This window comes from Paenibacillus sp. 01T47, from assembly GCF_056398245.1.
Genome location: NZ_JBFTPA010000017.1, coordinates 1 through 17,962 on the forward strand (window position 1 = coordinate 1; position 17,962 = coordinate 17,962).

Below are 17,962 nucleotides of genomic sequence, written 5' to 3' on the forward strand. Positions count from 1 at the left end.
TCAACATGTAAGCGGATTGCCTCCACTTTCGTTGTATCTTCATAATGCTTAAACTTTTGCCCTTTAACCGCCACAAAAATACACCCCCTAGAATTTCATCGGAATAACCTAGGGGTTTTTCCAATGTCTATTCTAAGGGGTGCACTTCAGCCAGCGGGCGGCTCTTTTTTTATTAAACAGCCCTGCGACAATAGGCTGATCCCGAGAAGCATAGGGCGTCATCTATCATAAAGAGGGCAGGAACAATCCTGCCCTCTTCATTTCTATTGCTTGATTTGGGGGAGTGTAATACTGATCACGGTCCCCAGCCCTTGCTTGCTCTTGATCGTAATTTGATAGTTCCGATCATACAGCAGCTTCAGCCGTTTATTCGTATTCAATAAGCCGATGTGCTTGGACTGCTCTTCGAGGGAATTGCTTTTTTTGTTCGTGCTGTCGCTGTAAGGCTCTGTATATTGTAACTGATGAGTTATATCACATAACAATCCGGTATTTTTGATAATTACTTCGAAAGTTAATTGAAGAAAACAATGATGAATTGTAGAATAAAATGGCAGCTAAACTACATCCCTGAACAGGAGACACATAAATGTCATCAACAAAGATTTTGGATAAGGCGAATAAAATAATTGAGATCGTTTGGGATCAGAAAGCTAGGCCTGAAGATTTTGATAGCATTACTAGAGAGATCGAGACATTTTCCATAGAATTGGGCGGTAAATTTGACGTAGTTGTTGATATGCGAAGTGTCAAAGCTTTCTTACCCGAGTCTCAAGCTAAGCTAGTCGAGCATCAAAAGCAATTATTAACCTTTGGCATGCAAAGAGCAGCGGTTATAGTTGAAGGAGCCATGATAACCAAAATCCAGTTGAACCGCTCCGCTAGGCAATCTGAGCATACTTCAGAAAGTCACTGGAATAGTTATGAGGAAGCACTAGCATTTTTGAAAGAAACGAAATAAAGTATTCAAGACCGCTGATGGCGGTCTTTTCTTTTGCTTGTTTTCATTCTTGTGGTACGTGTGTCTAGCTAAAAGATTAATTCAATAAGGATGAAAAACCAATATATGTTAAGATATTTATGGGATATCATTTGGGAGTAACGATTTACCTTACAAAGTATTTAGAAGCTGATTTACTTCGTAAAAGATAAAGTTATGTGGACTGCTAAGGAGGGCAGATATGACTATAAAAGCGAGATACATTTTGCTTGCTGTATTAATAATTAGTGTGACCATTTTAATTTTACTGCTGTCATCAAGACAAGAGAAATTTATTCACAAAACAGCAGTTAACGAAAAGATAGTTCAAACTAGAAGTTTTAGCGTGAGTTCTGATTCTACAGATTTGAATACATCAGCAAAAGGAACATTATTTATCAAGGGAGACAAAGGAATTCCGGAACATATTCAGATTGTTGCTTCGATTTCAATCGACCCTAAAGACTGGGGTGGTGTTGCTCTCAATATTCCTGATAAATGGTATATTTCAAACATTACAAGCAGTTATCCTGAAAAAGAAACAAAATCCATACCTGCGGACTATATAACGACATTGACTACCGCGGATACAGAAAATAAATGGAGAGCAATAATTGAAATTGGAAGAGGACGAGACGCCTATAAATCAACGGGAGGCGGTACAGGAACGGTTGTGATTGACTTAGTTTCTGATAAAAAGGCAATACAAGAGTCAGATAAGTTCAGTATTTCGGTTGCGGTGGGCTCAGATGAAAAAGAGGGTGTAAAGATTGTAGGACCTGATTATGCTGAAATACCTATATCGTTAACGGATATGTCAGATGATTAAAATTAGATAATAGACCATTGCACTTCATGAGAAACTTAAATTGCCGCGTCATACGCGGCTTTTTCTATTTGAGAGGGATCTCGTTATAATGAGAAGAGCGATTATAGAAAGAAGTGAAATCATCATGAAGATCATTGTCATTGGTGCAGGAATTGCTGGAGCATCAACCGCATACCATTTGGCTAAGCAAGGTGCAGATGTCCTCATTATCGATAGGAAAGATGAAGGACAGGCTACGGATGCAGCAGCTGGCATTATTTGTCCTTGGCTGTCGCAGCGGCGCAATAAGGCGTGGTATCGCCTTGCTAAGGCTGGAGCGAGTTATTACCCTGTTTTAATTGAAGAGCTGGAAAGTGAAGGGGAAACCGAAACCGGATATGCCAAGGTCGGCGCCCTAAGTATACATATGGATTCGGAGAAAATCGAGAAAATGGAAGCGAGAGCTTACAAGCGTTTAGAAGAAGCTCCAGAAATCGGTGAGATTACGCAGCTTGATGAACATCGGACCCGAGAGCTCTTCCCGCTGCTCGTCGAAGGATATTCTTCCGTTCATATTAGTGGAGCCGCCCGTGTGGATGGCCGTGCGCTGCGTGATGCTTTGCTTCGATCTGCACAGAGGAATGGGGCTGAGCTTATCTATGGGGATGCTGGGCTTGAATATCAATCCAACCGAATAACGGGTGTAACGGCCCAGGCAATTAGTTATCCGGCTGACATCGTGATCGTCTGTGCAGGGGCCTGGGCTGGTCAGCTGCTGCAACCGTTGGGCATTGATTTTAAAGTGAGTTATCAGAAAGCACAAATTATGCACTTGCAGGTACCAGATGCCAAACAGAATACTGGCATCTGGCCGGTTGTTATGCCGCCTTCCGATCAATATTTGCTCGCCTTTGATCAACAAAAAATCGTCATAGGGGCAACTCATGAAAATGATATTGAAGGTTATGATACGAGGATCACACCCGGTGGAATGCATGAAATTTTAAGCAAATGTCTTCCATTCGCACCTGATCTGGCAGATAGTACATTTCAGGAAGTAAGAGTAGGCTTTCGCCCTTTTACCGCCGATTTTCTTCCGGTTATAGGCGCCATTCCAGATTGGGAGGGACTGCTTGCGGTGAACGGTCTCGGGGCTTCCGGCTTGACGATGGGACCTTATATCGGAGATCAGTTGGCTAAGCTAGCACTAGGAATGGAAGTGGATATCGATTTAACCGATTATGAAATTTGTAAAGCCATTAGCTGAGCTGTAGGATAAATTCATAATGAGTCATTTTAATATCGTAGAAGGAGAGCTGCTGTTTTGAAGAATAATATCATCGAATACTGTTTAACGAAGAACGGAGCGTCTAAGGATTATCCCTTCGGATTCGAACCGTTGGTCATCAAAGTTGCAGGTAAAATATTCGCGTTTATTTTTGAGGACAAAGGGGAGCATCTTCGCTTAAACCTAAAATGTGATCCGGTAATTGCGGAAAACTTAAGGGAACAGCATGAGGCTGTTCGACCAGGATACCATATGAATAAAAAACATTGGAATACAATTACGATCGACGGTTCTTTGCCAGAGTCGGATGTTTTTGAAATGATTGATCATTCTTACGAGCTGGTTGTCAAAAGTCTTTCTAAGAGCCTTCGAGAATCTATTATCGAAAAGAACTAATGGCTCAGAGCGTATGACGGGACTTCGCAGGTTGTAGTTAAATTAAGATTGTGATAAACTGTACCTAATTTTGATGACGGGAGTTGAACGAATACAATGTAGAACTTTCTTGCTGTGAGATCACGAAAAGAACGAACTCAGCAATCCGCTGTGGTTGGTTTATTTCGTCTCTGCAAGAAAGGTCTGCATTTCGTTTGCGCTCCCTATCCGGATAGTCATCCAGTCCCATAAAATGGGGCTGTATTTCCTCGTATGGATTAGAGACGTAAGAAAGCACCTTTCTTGCGTCTCTTTTTTATTTTCATACGAAAGGATGATCGCCATGCCCGCGATTCAAGTATCTAATCTTACTTTTGCCTATCCAGGCAGCTATGACCTCATATTCGAAAATGTTCATTTTCAAATCGATACAGACTGGAAGCTCGGGTTTACAGGGCGAAACGGTCGGGGCAAAACGACGTTCTTCAACCTGCTGCAGGGGAAATACGAATACAGCGGTACGATCTCCGCACCCGTTGCCTTTGATTATTTTCCGTTTCCCGTTGAACATCCGGAATATTTGACCGTCGACGTCATCGAAGAAATCGTGCCAGGCTATGAGCGCTGGAAGCTGATGCGAGAACTAAATCTGCTTAAGGTTTCGGAAGATGTGTTGTACCGGCCATTCGAAACGCTGTCCCAAGGCGAGCAAACGAAGGTACTGCTTGCCGTGTTGTTCATCCAGGACAATCGCTTTCTGCTCATCGACGAGCCAACCAATCATCTCGACTTGCATGCACGCAAACTTGTCGGTGATTATCTAAACACGAAGCGCGGTTTTATTCTTGTGTCACATGACCGCTCATTTCTCGACCGCTGTGTCGATCATATTTTATCGATCAACAAAACAAATATAGAAATTCAAAAAGGCAACTTCTCCAGCTGGTGGACGAACAAAACTCGCCAGGACACGTTCGAATTGGCACAAAACGAGAAGCTGTACAAAGATATCGAGCGTTTATCTAGCTCTGTCAAACGCACGAGCGGCTGGTCCCACGAGATTGAAAAATCGAAAAACGGCACACGAAACTCCGGTTCCAAGCTGGATAAGGGATATGTCGGGCACAAAGCTGCTAAAATGATGAAACGTGCGAAATCCATTGAGCAGCGGCAAAATGCCGCTGTTGAAGAGAAATCGAAACTGCTTCGAAATATTGAACAGTCAGAAAGCCTTGTGATCTCTCAACTCGCGTATTCCAAATCCGAACTGGCTGTGCTGGATCACGTCTCGATTTATTACGGTGAAAAATCAGTTTGCGAGAACGTTAATTTGACGATCGAACAAGGGGATCGGATCGCCATTTCGGGTCCAAACGGTTCGGGTAAGTCTAGTGTGCTCCACCTGCTAAACGGCGAGGCGCTTCACTATACGGGTACGTTTCGGATTGATCCTCAGCTGCGCGTTTCCTATGTATCCCAGAATACTTCTCATCTGAGAGGGTCACTTTCTGATTATGCAGCAGAGCACGGAATCGACGAAAGTTTATTTAAGAGCGTGCTGCGAAAGCTTGATTTCGCCCGTATCCAGTTTGAGAAGGATATGTCGGCGTTTAGCGGTGGACAGAAGAAAAAGGTTCTGATCGCGAGAAGTCTATGTGAAGAGGCTCATCTGCATATTTGGGACGAACCGCTGAACTTTGTTGACGTCATTTCCCGGATGCAGATTGAGGAGCTGCTGCATGAGTACGCACCGACCATAGTGTTCGTGGAACATGATCGTGAATTTCACGACCGTGTCGCCACAAAAACGATTGAACTGACGGGAAACTTTGACTAAAAATCGTATCTTTTAAACGAAACAGCAGCCATAAGGCTGCTGTTTTTTTGTGTGTAATCGAAGGCCAGTTTTATTATTTGCCAGTTGCATGATTCGATATTAAAAATTGGGGCTGTGCAACACTGTTTGTCTGAGCTTATTTTTGATGCCAAAAACAAAACTGTTTCTCTAGACCCACACGCATTCTATCAAGTAACATAGGTTTTGTTCTGCAAAACCGACTGGGAGTGAAACAAGTGCAAGATACGTATGATGATATCAAACAAGGCGAAAAAGGTGCATGGCTGAGCATTGGCGCTTATATTTTCTTGTCCGCAATAAAGTTAATTATAGGTTTCCTCACTGGCTCCGAAGCCTTATCAGCTGATGGTCTGAACAACTCAACCGATATTATTGCTTCTATAGCCGTGTTGATCGGGCTTAAAATATCTCGGAAACCACCGGACAAAAACCATCGGTATGGTCATTACAGAGCTGAAACGGTAGCTGCCCTAATCGCTTCTTTTATAATGTTCGCTGTTGGTATACAAGTATTGTATCAGACGGTTATGAAGTTCAGAGCTCCAACAATTGAATCACCTGATATTATTGCAGCTTGGACTGCCCTATTTTGTGCCATAGCCATTTATTTCGTTTACCTTTACAACATTCGTTTAGCAAAAAAAATAAACAGTCACGCAATGATGGCGGCCGCACAAGATAATCGTTCGGATGCTCTTGTAAGCATGGGCGCTTTTGTTGGCATCATCGGTTCACAATTTGGCTTGCCATGGCTTGACCCAGTCACAGCTCTAATTGTAGGCATCATTATTTGTAAAACAGCATGGGATATTTTTCGTGATTGTTCGCATGCGCTTACTGACGGTTTTGATCATGAAGAACTTCAAACCATTAAACAAACCGTCTCCGATACCCCAGGTGTAGAGAAAATAATTGATATAAAAGCTCGTATTCACGGGAATAACAAACTGGTAGACGTAACGATTGCCGTAGACCATCAGCTAAATGTAGGAGAAAGCCATGACATTTCAGAACAAATTGAGAAACGTATTGCTGAATTGCACAGCATTTCCTACGTACACATTCACATAGAGCCTTTTTTGGCGAGTAGTTAGGTACACAGAGTAAGTTCAAGAGTAACAGCTGTGCATTGACATGAAAAAGTGGAGAATAAAGATTTTTTCAAGTTGATATCACATAATAAGAACATCATCAGAAAGGAATTGAACATGGCAGTAATAACTTTATGCGGTTCTACAAAATTCAAAGATCAATTTGAAAAAGCAAACGCGTTTCTTACACTTCAAGGCAATATTGTTATTAGTGTTGCTTTTTTTGAACAAAGTGATGGTTTTAAAATTACAGAAGAACAAGCAGAGTTACTAGGGCATCTGCATTTAAGAAAAATAGATATTTCTGATGAAATATTCGTAATTGATGTGGATGGATATATAGGCAACAGTACAAAAAAAGAGATTCAATATGCTGAAGAAAAAGGTAAGGCAATCCGTTACTTTTCCGATGGCGAAATCCCCACAAGTATATTCAGCTAACGGATAACTACGGTGGAAGAGTTGCAGTTGTGCAGTCCCCAAAAAAGCCCGCCCGATATTATTTTCGGGCGGGCTTTGCTCTTGCAATTATTGTTTAGGCAGTTGGTCCAGTGGTGGTGATCATCCACATTACGCCGTATTTGTCTTCGATATGTCCGAATAATGTGCCCCAAAATGCGGGTTCTAACGGGCATTTAATGTTGCCGCCTACAGCTAGCTTATCGAAGGCTTCGCGGGCTTCAGCCTCTGCATCATACTCGAGACACAGATGTATGGCATTTCCGCGAATGATGGGTTCAAATACAGAATCGGACATTAAAAAGTGAATTCCTCCAGCCATCAGACTCAAGTTAACAACTTTATCCTTGAGTTCTTCCTTTGCATCAGGAAGCTGTCCATGCGTCATAACGGACAGGATCTCTCCACCAAGTGCATGAGTATAGAACTCAGCTTGAGCTTTTGCGTCCTCCGACATCATATAAGTTGTGTGTTTTGCCATCTTATAACATCCTCTCATCCCATAGTTTGGATTATTTTTGTAGATAACCGATGAACTCAGCCTCTATTTAGACAACGAATGAGAAGTTTGAAAATCGACAGATTCCAAAAAAAATTTTAAAACTTTATTTTATTATGCTGACAGGCAGTGAATTTCCAGTAATGATAAAATGAAGTTGCAGCTCGGGAAGGTGTTTATTAATTATTTCTGATCATGGGCTGCCTAAAGAGTTATTTTAAAAATGGGTACAATGCTGGCTTTAAGAGTAATTGTAGCTTAATGAGGTGTTTGGATTGGTTACTGTTAAAACCGAGGTTCTTATAAATGCTCCAATACATCATTGTTTTGACTTAGCGAGGAATATAGAAGTACATACTCAAACGGTCTGGAAACATACGAAGGAGAGGGCTATAGCAGGAACGATTGAAGGCATGATTAATAAGGGAGAAACCGTGACCTTTCTGGCTACTCATTTTCTAATCAGACAAAAACTAACCTCGAAAATTACGGAATATGAAAGTCCCTATCTTTTTGTAGACGAAATGAGCAAGGGGGCTTTTAAAAGTTTAAGACATGAGCATATATTTGAGGAACATGATGGAATGACATTAATGAAAGACATATTGGTTTTTGAAGCTCCGTTTGGAATAGTTGGATGGATTACAGAGAGATTGATATTAAGAAGGTACATGAAAAGTTTTTTGGAGCATCGAAATAATCAATTAAAGAGTAGGGCAGAAGAGCTAGTCACTGACCTTGATTAACCTCGTTTAAACGCTCTGTACTGGCAAGCTTCTCATAACAATCAAGCAAGATGATAGAGATCATATATGAACAGGTACTACAAAAAGTTGGTACTCGTTTCAAGAAAAGGTTTTTATTAGAATTGATTTGTAAGGAAGCAGATGATTGCTGGATTACGAGCTGGGAGGCATCAATATGTCATTTTTAGCACTAATTGTATTGTTAATCATAGGAGTAATCATGTTAGTGGTCGGATTTGCAGCTAAAAAGAATTGGCTTAAGCTGTTATCCATTATCCCGCTAGCTATTTCTACGTGGCATTTTTCAAATTTGTTTTTGATAGGTTATGGATGAAATTTGTGAGCATATCTCTAGCATTTTTTCCAGCTCTTAAAATATAATCATATGATCCAAAAGGAGGCAGCCATTATTATGGCTGTCTTTTACCTCATAACTGAAAAATTATGGTATTATCAAGCTGCTGTTATAGCTAGAAATAGGAGGGTGTGAACAAAATGAAGGAAAAGGTTGTCACAGCGTACGACAAACTTGCAAAAGACTACGAAAAGCATGTGGATACTGAGAGCGGGCACAACGCTTATTATGAGCGGCCAGCAATGATGAAACTTATGCCAAATAATATGAATTCACTTACAGTCCTTGATGCTGGCTGTGCTGCAGGTTGGTACACGGAGCAATTTTTAAAGCGCGGTGCTCAAGTAACGGCTATTGATTTGAGTCCTGCTATGGTAGAAGCATGCAAAAGGCGAGTTGGTCATGAGGCAGAAGTATTCGCTTGTGATTTAACGGAGCCCCTCCTATTTAAAAACGAAACATTCAACCTTATAGTAAGCTCATTAACCCTGCACTATATCGATGATTGGGCGCTAACCTTTCAAGAATTCCATCGCATATTGAAACCGGGTGGACAAGTTATTTTCTCCGTACATCATCCATTTATGGACTTTAAACATTTTGAAAGACCTGATTATTTTGCTCACGAGCTGCTTATGGAAACCTGGAACAAGAAAGAATCTGGCCCAGTGGAGGTTACATTTTATAGGAGGCCTCTTCAAGAGATTCTGAATGTCACATCTGCCCAATTTATCATTGATCAAATCATCGAGCCGCAGCCGGATTTAGCTTTTAAAGATAAACCAGATGCTATGGATTGGTATAAGCGTTGGTATGATCGTCTTTCGACTAATCCTCATTTTCTCATTGTGAAAGCTCGGAAATAAAAGGAGAGAATCCTTAATTAGGTTTAGGGGGATATGATGCAGACATTAATCGATGAGCTAATACACTATTATTTTATTCATCCGTGCTATGAAATCGAGTCCGTTCCTTTTGGTCTAACAAACCTCACGAAGATTGTTAAAATCAATGATCAAAAGTATGTAGTCCGCATCTACGATCGCCATACGAAAAATGTACAAAGCATGGAAATGGAATCGAAAATAACTTCGTTTTTGAGTGGCAGTAATCTTACATTTCAAGTGCCTGTATTTCTTCGGGCGCTCAATGGGGATGAATACATACAATTAGCAGACGGTACTTTAGGTGCGGTCGTATCATTTATTGAAGGCCGTGTACCAGAAATAGTAGAAACACAACAAGCCTTGAAATTTGGTCATGTCGTTGGAGAAATCTCTTCAACACTGAGCGAATATGAAACTGATCTGCTAGACCACCATGGAAAAGCTTTCTCAGATCTTTATGATCTTCATCCACTCGCCCATCGTAATGATATAACTTCTTTTATTGAAAATCCGCCATTTCACATTTCTGAATCCCACCTGAACTTCTATAAAAATATGATTTTGTCTGTTGAGATGTCTATCCACCAGCTAAAAAGTTTGCCAAGGCAGCTCGTTCATCATGATTTGCTCATATTCAACCTATTGTCCCAAAACAACAACATATGTGGCGTATTGGATTTTGATTTCACTTCGATTGATGCTAGTTTTATGGAATTTGTCATTAGCCTTAATCATATTTTGCAAATGTCGAATGGATCTTTGGAAATGACTGAAGCCTATATTAAGGGGTATGCCGGTTTTCGTAAGGCAACTATACAAGAAATTAATCATTTGCAGCTCATGACGCAGATTTATCATATTGCAGTTCTCCATATTTATATAGGCCAGCATTACTCAGGTAAACCGATTGAAGCTAACTTCAACTATATACTCCATCAATTTCAAACACGAAATAACTGGTTGAATCAGCATCGTGAGGCCTTGCAAGCACTACTTGAATTATATCTGGTTTGAGAAATTCTGGGCTCAAGCACCACTTGATATACAAAAAGAAGGGTCAAATATACACTGAAAGTATCTTGAATGAAGGGGTGATGACAGTGTTTGATATGATGAAGGTAGGCAGAAATATTTCGAAGCTAAGGAAGAAGATCGGAATTACCCAAATGGGTTTAGCAGACAGACTTAATATCAGTTATCAGGCGGTGAGCAATTGGGAGCGGGGAGAGACGATGCCTGATATTTCTAAGCTTCCCCAGATCGCAGAAATTTTTGATGTCAGTATCGATGAGATTTTGGAGGAAGGCAAAGGTACTGAAATCCTTAGAAGTATGCTGGATTATTCAACAGAAGATTATTTACAACATAATGAAGTTTCACTTAAAGATATTTCCGAAATTGCACCATTGCTCAAACCAGAGCAAGTGGATGAGTTCGTTGCGAATGCAGAGGACAATGTTGAAATAGGCGATCTTTTGTCCATTGCTCCTTTTGTTAGTGAAGAGACGATAGACAGAATTGCAAAACAGGTGTTTGAAAAAGAGGGCATTTATGTACTCGTATCGTTAGCTCCCTTTATGAGTGAAGCTGCGATTCACGAGTACGCGAAGCAATCTTTTGAAAAAGCAGGCATACATTCACTCGTGGCGATGGCCCCATTTATTAGTCAGGGTGCGATTGATGAATGTGCGAGGATGGCGGTTGAAAAAGAAGGCATTAATGCCATTGTGTCACTCGCCCCATTTATTAGTAAAGAAGTTATTGATGAATACGCGAGGATAGCCGTTGAAAAAGAAGGCATAAATGCCATTGTATCGCTGGCGCCATTTATTAGTACAGAGGCAATTGACGAATGTGCGAAAAAAGCTTTTGAGAAAGAAGGCTTAAAAGCACTGGTGTCGATCGCACCTTTCATCAGTAGAGGTATATTGAATGAGTGTACTGAAAGCAGTGCTATAGCGAAAAACTGAAGGATGGACGTAGAGTTAGTCTTCCAGCGATAGCTTTAAAGAACGTTTGGGAATCCGCTGCAATTCGGGTTCCTTTTTCTTATGCTTAAACGGCAGGCGATGCAATGTTTGGCTTGTTTTATATGTATAATATAAGAAAGACAAGCAGGATGTTAGAAGGGAGTATTTCATTGACTCTACAACAATTAAAATACGTAATTGAGGTCGCCAATCGAGGCTCCATTAATGAGGCAGCCAAGCGGTTGTTTATTTCTCAGCCTAGTCTTTCCAATGCCATTAAGGATCTGGAAGAGGAAATGCAGCTAGAAATTTTCGAGAGATCTAATAAAGGAATTTCACTTTCTAAGGAAGGTGTTGAGTTTTTAAGTTATGCAAGGCAAGTTGTTGAGCAGGCGGAATTGTTGGAAAGCCGTTACCTGAATGCCAAGCCTTCGCCGCAGCATTTTTCGGTTTCTACTCAGCATTATGCTTTTGCAGTGAATGCATTTGTCAGTTTGGTTCGCGAGTATGGTCAGGAAGAATATGAATTAACATTACGTGAGACTAAAACCTACGAAATTATTGAAGATGTTAAAAGCCTGCGCAGCGAGATTGGAATCTTGTATCTTAACGAGTTCAATGGGAAGGTCATCAATAAGTTGCTCAAAACGGCGAATTTACAGTTTATTAGCTTATTTACAGCTAAGCCTCATATTTTCATCAGCATTAATAACCCGTTAGCCAATCAATCGATCGTGACCATTGACCAGCTTCAAAATTATCCCTATTTGTCCTTTGACCAAGGCGAATACAATTCTTTTCATTTTTCAGAAGAAATTTTAAGTACGATGACTCATAAAAAAAGCATCCGTGTAAACGATCGGGCGACGCTGTTCAATCTCCTAATTGGACTAAACGGATATACGATATCGACGGGTGTTTTAAGCGCTGATTTAAACGGCAATGAGATTATTCCAGTACCGCTCGATTGCGAGGAGACGATCAATGTAGGTTGGATCTCGCAGCGAAATGCTTCCTTATCCAAGCTTGGATCGGCATATATTGAGGCGCTCAAACAAGCGATTGGCAAATAAAAGTGCGGGTATAGCTTAAGGCTATGACTAGATATAGTTTAATCCAGTTACTCTATAACAGTGAATACGTGTTATCTTTCTTGTAACAATTTGTATAGGAGTGTTACGAGATGGTGAAAAGCAGTGTTTTGGGATATCCACGTATTGGTGCGGATCGGGAATGGAAGAAGGCGCTAGAAGCGTTCTGGGCAGGCAAGCTTGAAGAATCAGAGTTCCATGGCAAGCTTCAAGAAATCCGTTTGAATCATTTGCGCAAGCAGCAGGAGAAAGGCATCGACCTTATCTCGGTCAATGATTTCAGCTATTACGATCACATTCTTGATACAGCAACGATGTTCGGGATCATTCCGAAGCGCTTCACTTACGAAGGCGGTTCAGTACCACTGTCGGTTTATTATGGCATTGCCCGCGGAACGAAGGATGCAACGGCAAGCGAAATGACCAAGTGGTTTAACACCAACTATCACTACATCGTACCTGAACTGGACGGAGCAGCACCTGTACTTACAGAGAATAAGCCGCTTATCGCATATTTGGAAGCTAAAGAAAAGCTCGGTATCGAGGGAAAACCCGTTATTGTCGGCCCATTAACTTTCTTGAAGCTGTCCAAAGGATACAGTCAATCAGAGACGGATGCTTGGCTGGATCGATTGCTGCCGCTTTATGTGCAGATCCTGCAAGAGCTTGAAAAAGAAGGCGTTCAGTGGGTACAAATAGATGAACCAATTCTTGTAACAAAACTTAGCGATGCTGATCGCAGTCGCCTAAAAAATATTTATACCACGCTTGCTGCATCGGTAACTAATCTAAACATCATGCTGCAAACGTATTTCGAATCCGTAGAAAACTATACTGACATCGTTGCGTTGCCGGTCAAAGGAATTGGGCTTGACTTCGTACACGGTTTGTCCGCAAACTTGTCATCCATTAAACAATTTGGCTTCCCTCAGGACAAGGTTCTAGGTGCAGGAGTCATTGATGGCCGCGGCATCTGGAAAGCGTCACTTCGCGATAAATTGGCATTGTTGAAAGAGTTGGCTGAAGTCGTAACGGCTGAACAGCTAATTGTACAGTCATCTTGCAGCCTGCTTCATGTTCCAGTCACAGTGCAAAATGAGACTAAGCTATTGCCTGAACTAAAGGGTGCTCTAGCATTTGCGGAAGAGAAGCTGGATGAGATTGTTCTTCTTGCGAAAGCAGTTACTTCGGAAGATGCTTTCATTACTGCTGAGCTTGAGAAATGTGATGCTGCTCTAGAGGCGCTTAAGCAATCAGGCGAGCGCAATCGTAGCAGCATTCAGCAAGCCGTAGCCGCTATTAGCGTGCAGAATCCAACACGCAATCTGCCATTTTCTGAGCGTCATATTGCCCAACAGAAAAAATGGCAATTGCCGATTTTCCCAACGACGACAATTGGCAGCTTCCCGCAATCCGCAGAGGTGCGCAAAGCCCGTCAACAATGGCGCAAGGGTGATTGGAACAATGAACAATACGCTAGCTTCATCCGTGAGCAAATCGATATCTGGATTAAGCTTCAGGAAGAAATCGGACTGGATGTACTCGTGCATGGCGAATTTGAACGGACAGATATGGTTGAGTTTTTCGGTGAGAAGCTTGCGGGCTTTGCGTTCACTCAGTTCGGTTGGGTACAGTCGTATGGCTCCCGCTGCGTGAAACCGCCAATTATTTTTGGAGATGTAGCGTTTGAAGAAGCAATGACTGTCGAGGAAACGAAGTATGCTCAGTCGAAGACTGAACGTCCAGTTAAAGGAATGCTTACGGGACCGATCACGATCATGAACTGGTCGTTCGTCCGTGATGACATTACTCGTGAGCAAATCGCGTACCAGCTTGCCTATGCGCTTAGACAAGAGGTAGAAGCGCTTGAGCAAGCGGGCATTGGGATGATTCAGGTTGATGAGCCTGCGGTTCGCGAAGGTCTGCCGCTTAAGGAAGAAGACCAAGCCAACTATTTAGTTTGGGCTGTCAAAGCTTTCCGTGTGACTACATGCACGGTTCAGGATACGACGCAAATTCACACGCATATGTGTTATTGCGAGTTCCATGACATGATTGATTCCATTGAAGCGATGGATGCAGATGTTATCTCCATCGAGACTTCACGCAGTCATGGTGAATTGATTCATAGCTTTGAGCTGAATACTTACAAGCTGGGTATAGGTTTAGGCGTATACGACATCCACAGCCCGCGTATTCCGCGAGTGGAGGAAATGACGAGTATGATCGAACGCGCTTTGCGTGTGCTTGATCCGAAGTTGTTCTGGATTAATCCAGACTGCGGACTTAAAACACGTGGACTCGAAGAAACCGTTGATTCCTTGCGCAATATGGTTGAAGCGACACAGATCGCTCGTGCGAAACATTCTTTGCAGGTGTAAGCTAGGTTAATAATAAAAATCACAGAAGAGCAGGCTGCCACGGCAGCCTGCTCTTTTTGATAGGATCAGATCCGATTTTGTTTATAAATAAACTAGAATTAGACTGATTTCTCAAATATGATACGATAAACGAAACGAATTGATTTTAAAAGGAATGAATATCATGGATAAGCTTCATACCGCCATAAGTTTAAGAGAAGCAGGGAAACTGGAAGAAGCCAAGACATTGCTGATAGATTTAGTCAAAGAAGAGCCGCAGAACGCTTCAATATGGTATCAACTAGCTTGGGTTCATGATGCTATGGGACTCGAAAGGGAAGCCGTACCTTTTTATGAAAAATCGTTGGAACTAGGATTAGTAGGTAAAGAAAGAGAAGGGGCATTGTTAGGCCTAGGAAGTACATATCGTACTTTAGGCATGTATGATGAATCAAAACGTATATTTGAAGCAGCAATAAAAGAGTTTCCAGAACGTAGAGAATTTCAGGTGTTTTATGCGATGGTTCAATACAACTTGAAGGCTTATGACAAGGCAATGGAAATTTTATTGAAGCAATTAGCCGAAACGAGCGCTGATGAGGGAATTCAGTCGTACAAGAGAGCTGCCCTTTTTTATTCAGACAAATTGGATCAGGTATGGGACTGATCCAGCCTGCTATTGTCCAACTATACGGCAACAGACTAGGACGTCATAATGACGCCATTGTCTATCGCCGTTTTTATTTATTCGAATCAGCCGAAACAAATAAGGTTTTGTACCGTGTAACAATTAGTGTAAATTTTACCATTAAAGCGGTTTACGTTGATTCGCAGGAGGGGGAGCAATACGAATGAAACAAAATGGATTGAACTTAATAATGAGAATGGGGCGCGTCTTTCTGGCTGGATGTCTGATGTCGCAGCTGCTTGTTGGCGTCGCGTCAGCTAATACGGCGGAGAAGCTGGCATCTGGCGGCAGCGTGAACGCGAGCAGCAAGGTCGATCGTTCGCTGGCCTTCACAACAGACATGCAGGATGCATTAAAGGAAGCGGAGCAATTGCTATATGATCAGAAACCGTTTTCGGATTGGGCGGCGATCGGATTTGCAAAGAACGGCCGAGCAGTTCCAAAAGGCTTTCTGGAGGAGAAAGCAGATGTCATATTAAATAATGGCGGAAGATTTGATACGTATACAGATATGACAAGAACGGTGATCGCTTATGCTGCTGCTGGCGGCAGCAACATTAACAATATCGCTGGTCTTGATTTTTTCTCAGCCGTTTTGAACAATCCTGACCTTGAGAAGAAGGGGATATATGAACTCGTACCCGCTTATGTCGTGGCGAAGAGTTCCAGTCCCTACTCTCCTAATTCAAACCCTTTCTGGTATCCTGACGCGTTTTCTCATATCATCACAAATCAGCAGTTGAAAGATGGAAGCTGGTCCGAGTCCGTTAATGGAAAAGGTAGTGCTATGGCAACGGCTGTAGCTTTGACAGGATTGTCACTCATTTCGAGAACGCAAGATCGGGAGCTGACGGAGTCAGAGCAGAAAGCGCTGGAGTGGCTGCGCATGCAGCAATCAGTCGACGGTGGCTTCGACTTCAGCACAGCGGCGACAGCCCAGGTTATCATTGCACTGTCATCGCAACGAATGGACGCTGCTGCGTTCGCGCAGCAGGGAGGCGCTCAGCCGCTCGATTTTCTGATGTCTCGTCGATTGGATGAAGGTGGATTCTCGGAGCGCAGCGATGGCGTTTTGGATATGACGGCGACGCTCCACGCTTATTTGGCGTTGACCGCTTATAAGCTGTATGTGAATGGCAAAGAACGGCTGATCGATGACTTGAATTTGGCTGCGGGCAGCGCGATTATTCAGATCGAGGGGCCTACAGGTACAATCGCACAAGGACGCGTTCCAAGTGGCGGTAAGGCAATAGATACAGCTCTTGCTTTCCTTAAGCAAGAAGGAATTGCCTACGAAATGAAGACAGCTTCTTCCGGGGAGAAGGTAATCACCTCAATTAAAGGAATCGACGTCCTGCAATACGGCGGAAAGAATGGATGGAAGTTCGCTGAGTATAGTAGATATAGCAGTTGGATGTTCCCAGAAAACGCTAGCAGCGGGAATGTTCTTAGTGATAGAAGTCGATTGCTTCTTTATTATGGTTCGGATACAACCGAGGTTATCGACTTAGTCGTTGTTAATGGCTCAAATGCGAACGGCCAACTAGCAGAGGGACGGCCTTTAGCGAATTCTCCTTTCGAGCTGTTCGTTAAGAAAGCGAATCGTAAATCGGGTCAACTGCCTGCGCCGAATATAACGGTGACAGTCGGTGGGAAGACGATGGTGACCGATGCGAAAGGGAAAGTGGCTTTTGCGGGAATGCCCTCGGGTGTGCATGTCGTTACTCTAACTGGGTATCGGAAGGATGCTGCGCCTGCTGTGGCCAAAAATCTTTACTATTTATCGGTCTCTGCTCCTCCGTTGGCTGACTTTAAGGATGCTAATCAAGTTGCCGGCTGGGCAAGAGAAAATATGGCACATGCGCTTTATGAAGGTTACATCCAGGGCGTAAGCGTGAAGGATAATGTACTGGCTCCGAAAAAGACGTTGTCTCGCGCTGAATTCGCAGCCATGCTGCTCCGCTTGGTACACGGCGCTACGGATCAGCCTGCTGGCAGCTCTCCCTTTAATGATGTTCCAGCGGGCAAATGGTACAGCGACGAAATCGCAAGAGCTGCAAAGCTCGGCATTACTGACCGTACATCAGGTCGGTTCGAGCCAGAGCGTACAATTACCCGCGAAGAGGCAGCGATGATGTCCGCAAATGCTGGTCGTTTAGCAACCTTCGGCAGTGAGGGGCGAATAGCGTTCGGCGACATTAAGGGGCTATCCGCGATGAGTCTCCACGCTATCCAAGCCGTCAACGAGTTTAAGGTGATGGTCGGCAGCGACGGCAAGTTCAATCCGCGGCAGACGCTGGTCCGAGAGCAAGCGGCGGCGATCCTTATGAGGCTGCAGAAGCTGCTATATCCCGAGAAGTACTTAGATTGATCATGCAGCTCTCTGCTCAATGGCTATGTATTCATTTTCCTATTCGAAGTCTGCAATTCACAGTTTTGGACCAGTCAAACCACCCACAAACGCTTGCTCAGGTTCAAAGAGGAGAAGCGAAGGAGGAAATGGTGTTA

The 17,962-nt window shown here is 42.8% G+C and carries 16 protein-coding genes; 15 read left to right on the plus strand and 1 reads right to left on the minus strand.

All coding sequences use genetic code 11. The features are described from left to right. The first annotated feature begins 589 nt into the window (after nt 1-589). The 7 genes from AC1DOV_RS25985 to AC1DOV_RS26015 all read left to right on the plus strand — a co-directional run bounded on the left by AC1DOV_RS25985 (nt 590) and on the right by AC1DOV_RS26015 (nt 6,840). A complete protein-coding gene (locus AC1DOV_RS25985) occupies nt 590-961 on the plus strand; it encodes a hypothetical protein (RefSeq protein WP_477551376.1) in 372 nt (123 codons plus the stop codon). Nucleotides 962-1,181: 220 nt separating this feature from the next. Further along, nucleotides 1,182-1,808, plus strand: a complete 627-nt coding sequence (locus AC1DOV_RS25990) for a hypothetical protein (protein ID WP_477551377.1) — start codon at nt 1,182-1,184, stop codon at nt 1,806-1,808. Between the two features lie 121 nt (nt 1,809-1,929). Further along, entirely contained in the window at nt 1,930-3,054 is a 1,125-nt protein-coding gene (locus tag AC1DOV_RS25995; RefSeq protein ID WP_477551447.1) for an NAD(P)/FAD-dependent oxidoreductase, read from the plus strand. 57 nt (nt 3,055-3,111) lie between these two features. Beyond that, on the plus strand, nt 3,112-3,471 hold the full coding sequence (locus AC1DOV_RS26000) for an MmcQ/YjbR family DNA-binding protein (protein WP_477551378.1): 360 nt from the start codon (nt 3,112-3,114) through the stop codon (nt 3,469-3,471). A 322-nt stretch (nt 3,472-3,793) separates the two neighbouring features. Beyond that, nucleotides 3,794-5,287 carry a ribosomal protection-like ABC-F family protein gene (abc-f, locus tag AC1DOV_RS26005; RefSeq protein ID WP_477551379.1) on the plus strand — a complete coding sequence of 498 codons (1,494 nt, stop codon included), beginning with the start codon at nt 3,794-3,796 and terminating at the stop codon, nt 5,285-5,287. Nucleotides 5,288-5,523: 236 nt separating this feature from the next. Beyond that, nucleotides 5,524-6,402 (plus strand): cation diffusion facilitator family transporter, encoded by an 879-nt coding sequence (locus tag AC1DOV_RS26010; RefSeq protein ID WP_477510332.1) that lies wholly within the window; start codon nt 5,524-5,526, stop codon nt 6,400-6,402. 114 nt (nt 6,403-6,516) lie between these two features. After that, nucleotides 6,517-6,840, plus strand: coding sequence for a hypothetical protein (locus AC1DOV_RS26015; protein WP_477510333.1), 324 nt, complete (start codon nt 6,517-6,519; stop codon nt 6,838-6,840). 94 nt (nt 6,841-6,934) lie between these two features. Here AC1DOV_RS26015 and AC1DOV_RS26020 read toward each other — a convergent pair whose 3' ends face one another. Beyond that, the gene (locus AC1DOV_RS26020) at nt 6,935-7,339 is read right to left on the minus strand and encodes a VOC family protein (protein ID WP_477510334.1); all 405 of its coding nucleotides are present in this window, start codon (nt 7,337-7,339) and stop codon (nt 6,935-6,937) included. Nucleotides 7,340-7,632: 293 nt separating this feature from the next. Here AC1DOV_RS26020 and AC1DOV_RS26025 point away from each other — a divergent pair, with 293 nt between their 5' ends. The 8 genes from AC1DOV_RS26025 (at nt 7,633) to AC1DOV_RS26060 (ending at nt 17,825) form a co-directional block, all read left to right on the plus strand. Beyond that, the gene (locus AC1DOV_RS26025; protein WP_477510335.1) at nt 7,633-8,103 is read left to right on the plus strand and encodes an SRPBCC family protein; all 471 of its coding nucleotides are present in this window, start codon (nt 7,633-7,635) and stop codon (nt 8,101-8,103) included. 495 nt (nt 8,104-8,598) lie between these two features. Then, nucleotides 8,599-9,324 (plus strand): class I SAM-dependent methyltransferase, encoded by a 726-nt coding sequence (locus AC1DOV_RS26030; RefSeq protein ID WP_477551380.1) that lies wholly within the window; start codon nt 8,599-8,601, stop codon nt 9,322-9,324. Between the two features lie 33 nt (nt 9,325-9,357). Continuing rightward, nucleotides 9,358-10,359 (plus strand): phosphotransferase, encoded by a 1,002-nt coding sequence (locus tag AC1DOV_RS26035; RefSeq protein WP_477551381.1) that lies wholly within the window; start codon nt 9,358-9,360, stop codon nt 10,357-10,359. Between the two features lie 95 nt (nt 10,360-10,454). Beyond that, nucleotides 10,455-11,315 (plus strand): helix-turn-helix domain-containing protein, encoded by an 861-nt coding sequence (locus tag AC1DOV_RS26040; RefSeq protein WP_477551448.1) that lies wholly within the window; start codon nt 10,455-10,457, stop codon nt 11,313-11,315. A gap of 170 nt (nt 11,316-11,485) precedes the next feature. Next, the gene (locus AC1DOV_RS26045) at nt 11,486-12,388 is read left to right on the plus strand and encodes a LysR family transcriptional regulator (RefSeq protein ID WP_076267414.1); all 903 of its coding nucleotides are present in this window, start codon (nt 11,486-11,488) and stop codon (nt 12,386-12,388) included. Nucleotides 12,389-12,498: 110 nt separating this feature from the next. After that, the gene (gene metE / locus AC1DOV_RS26050; protein ID WP_477551382.1) at nt 12,499-14,787 is read left to right on the plus strand and encodes a 5-methyltetrahydropteroyltriglutamate--homocysteine S-methyltransferase; all 2,289 of its coding nucleotides are present in this window, start codon (nt 12,499-12,501) and stop codon (nt 14,785-14,787) included. Between the two features lie 163 nt (nt 14,788-14,950). Next, on the plus strand, nt 14,951-15,433 hold the full coding sequence (locus AC1DOV_RS26055; RefSeq protein ID WP_441911413.1) for a tetratricopeptide repeat protein: 483 nt from the start codon (nt 14,951-14,953) through the stop codon (nt 15,431-15,433). Between the two features lie 184 nt (nt 15,434-15,617). After that, nucleotides 15,618-17,825 carry an S-layer homology domain-containing protein gene (locus AC1DOV_RS26060; protein WP_477551383.1) on the plus strand — a complete coding sequence of 736 codons (2,208 nt, stop codon included), beginning with the start codon at nt 15,618-15,620 and terminating at the stop codon, nt 17,823-17,825. The last annotated feature ends 137 nt before the right edge of the window (nt 17,826-17,962 follow it).

What these genes read in the sequence shown, in the direction of transcription:
- AC1DOV_RS25985 (WP_477551376.1), top strand. Translation starts at nt 590, where the DNA reads ATGTCATCAACAAAGATTTTGGATAAGGCGAATAAAATAATTGAGATC.
- AC1DOV_RS25990 (WP_477551377.1), top strand. Translation starts at nt 1,182, where the DNA reads ATGACTATAAAAGCGAGATACATTTTGCTTGCTGTATTAATAATTAGT.
- abc-f (WP_477551379.1), top strand. Translation starts at nt 3,794, where the DNA reads ATGCCCGCGATTCAAGTATCTAATCTTACTTTTGCCTATCCAGGCAGC.
- AC1DOV_RS26015 (WP_477510333.1), top strand. Translation starts at nt 6,517, where the DNA reads ATGGCAGTAATAACTTTATGCGGTTCTACAAAATTCAAAGATCAATTT.
- AC1DOV_RS26020 (WP_477510334.1), bottom strand. Translation starts at nt 7,339, where the DNA reads ATGGCAAAACACACAACTTATATGATGTCGGAGGACGCAAAAGCTCAA.
- AC1DOV_RS26030 (WP_477551380.1), top strand. Translation starts at nt 8,599, where the DNA reads ATGAAGGAAAAGGTTGTCACAGCGTACGACAAACTTGCAAAAGACTAC.
- AC1DOV_RS26035 (WP_477551381.1), top strand. Translation starts at nt 9,358, where the DNA reads ATGATGCAGACATTAATCGATGAGCTAATACACTATTATTTTATTCAT.
- AC1DOV_RS26040 (WP_477551448.1), top strand. Translation starts at nt 10,455, where the DNA reads ATGATGAAGGTAGGCAGAAATATTTCGAAGCTAAGGAAGAAGATCGGA.
- metE (WP_477551382.1), top strand. Translation starts at nt 12,499, where the DNA reads ATGGTGAAAAGCAGTGTTTTGGGATATCCACGTATTGGTGCGGATCGG.
- AC1DOV_RS26055 (WP_441911413.1), top strand. Translation starts at nt 14,951, where the DNA reads ATGGATAAGCTTCATACCGCCATAAGTTTAAGAGAAGCAGGGAAACTG.
- AC1DOV_RS26060 (WP_477551383.1), top strand. Translation starts at nt 15,618, where the DNA reads ATGAAACAAAATGGATTGAACTTAATAATGAGAATGGGGCGCGTCTTT.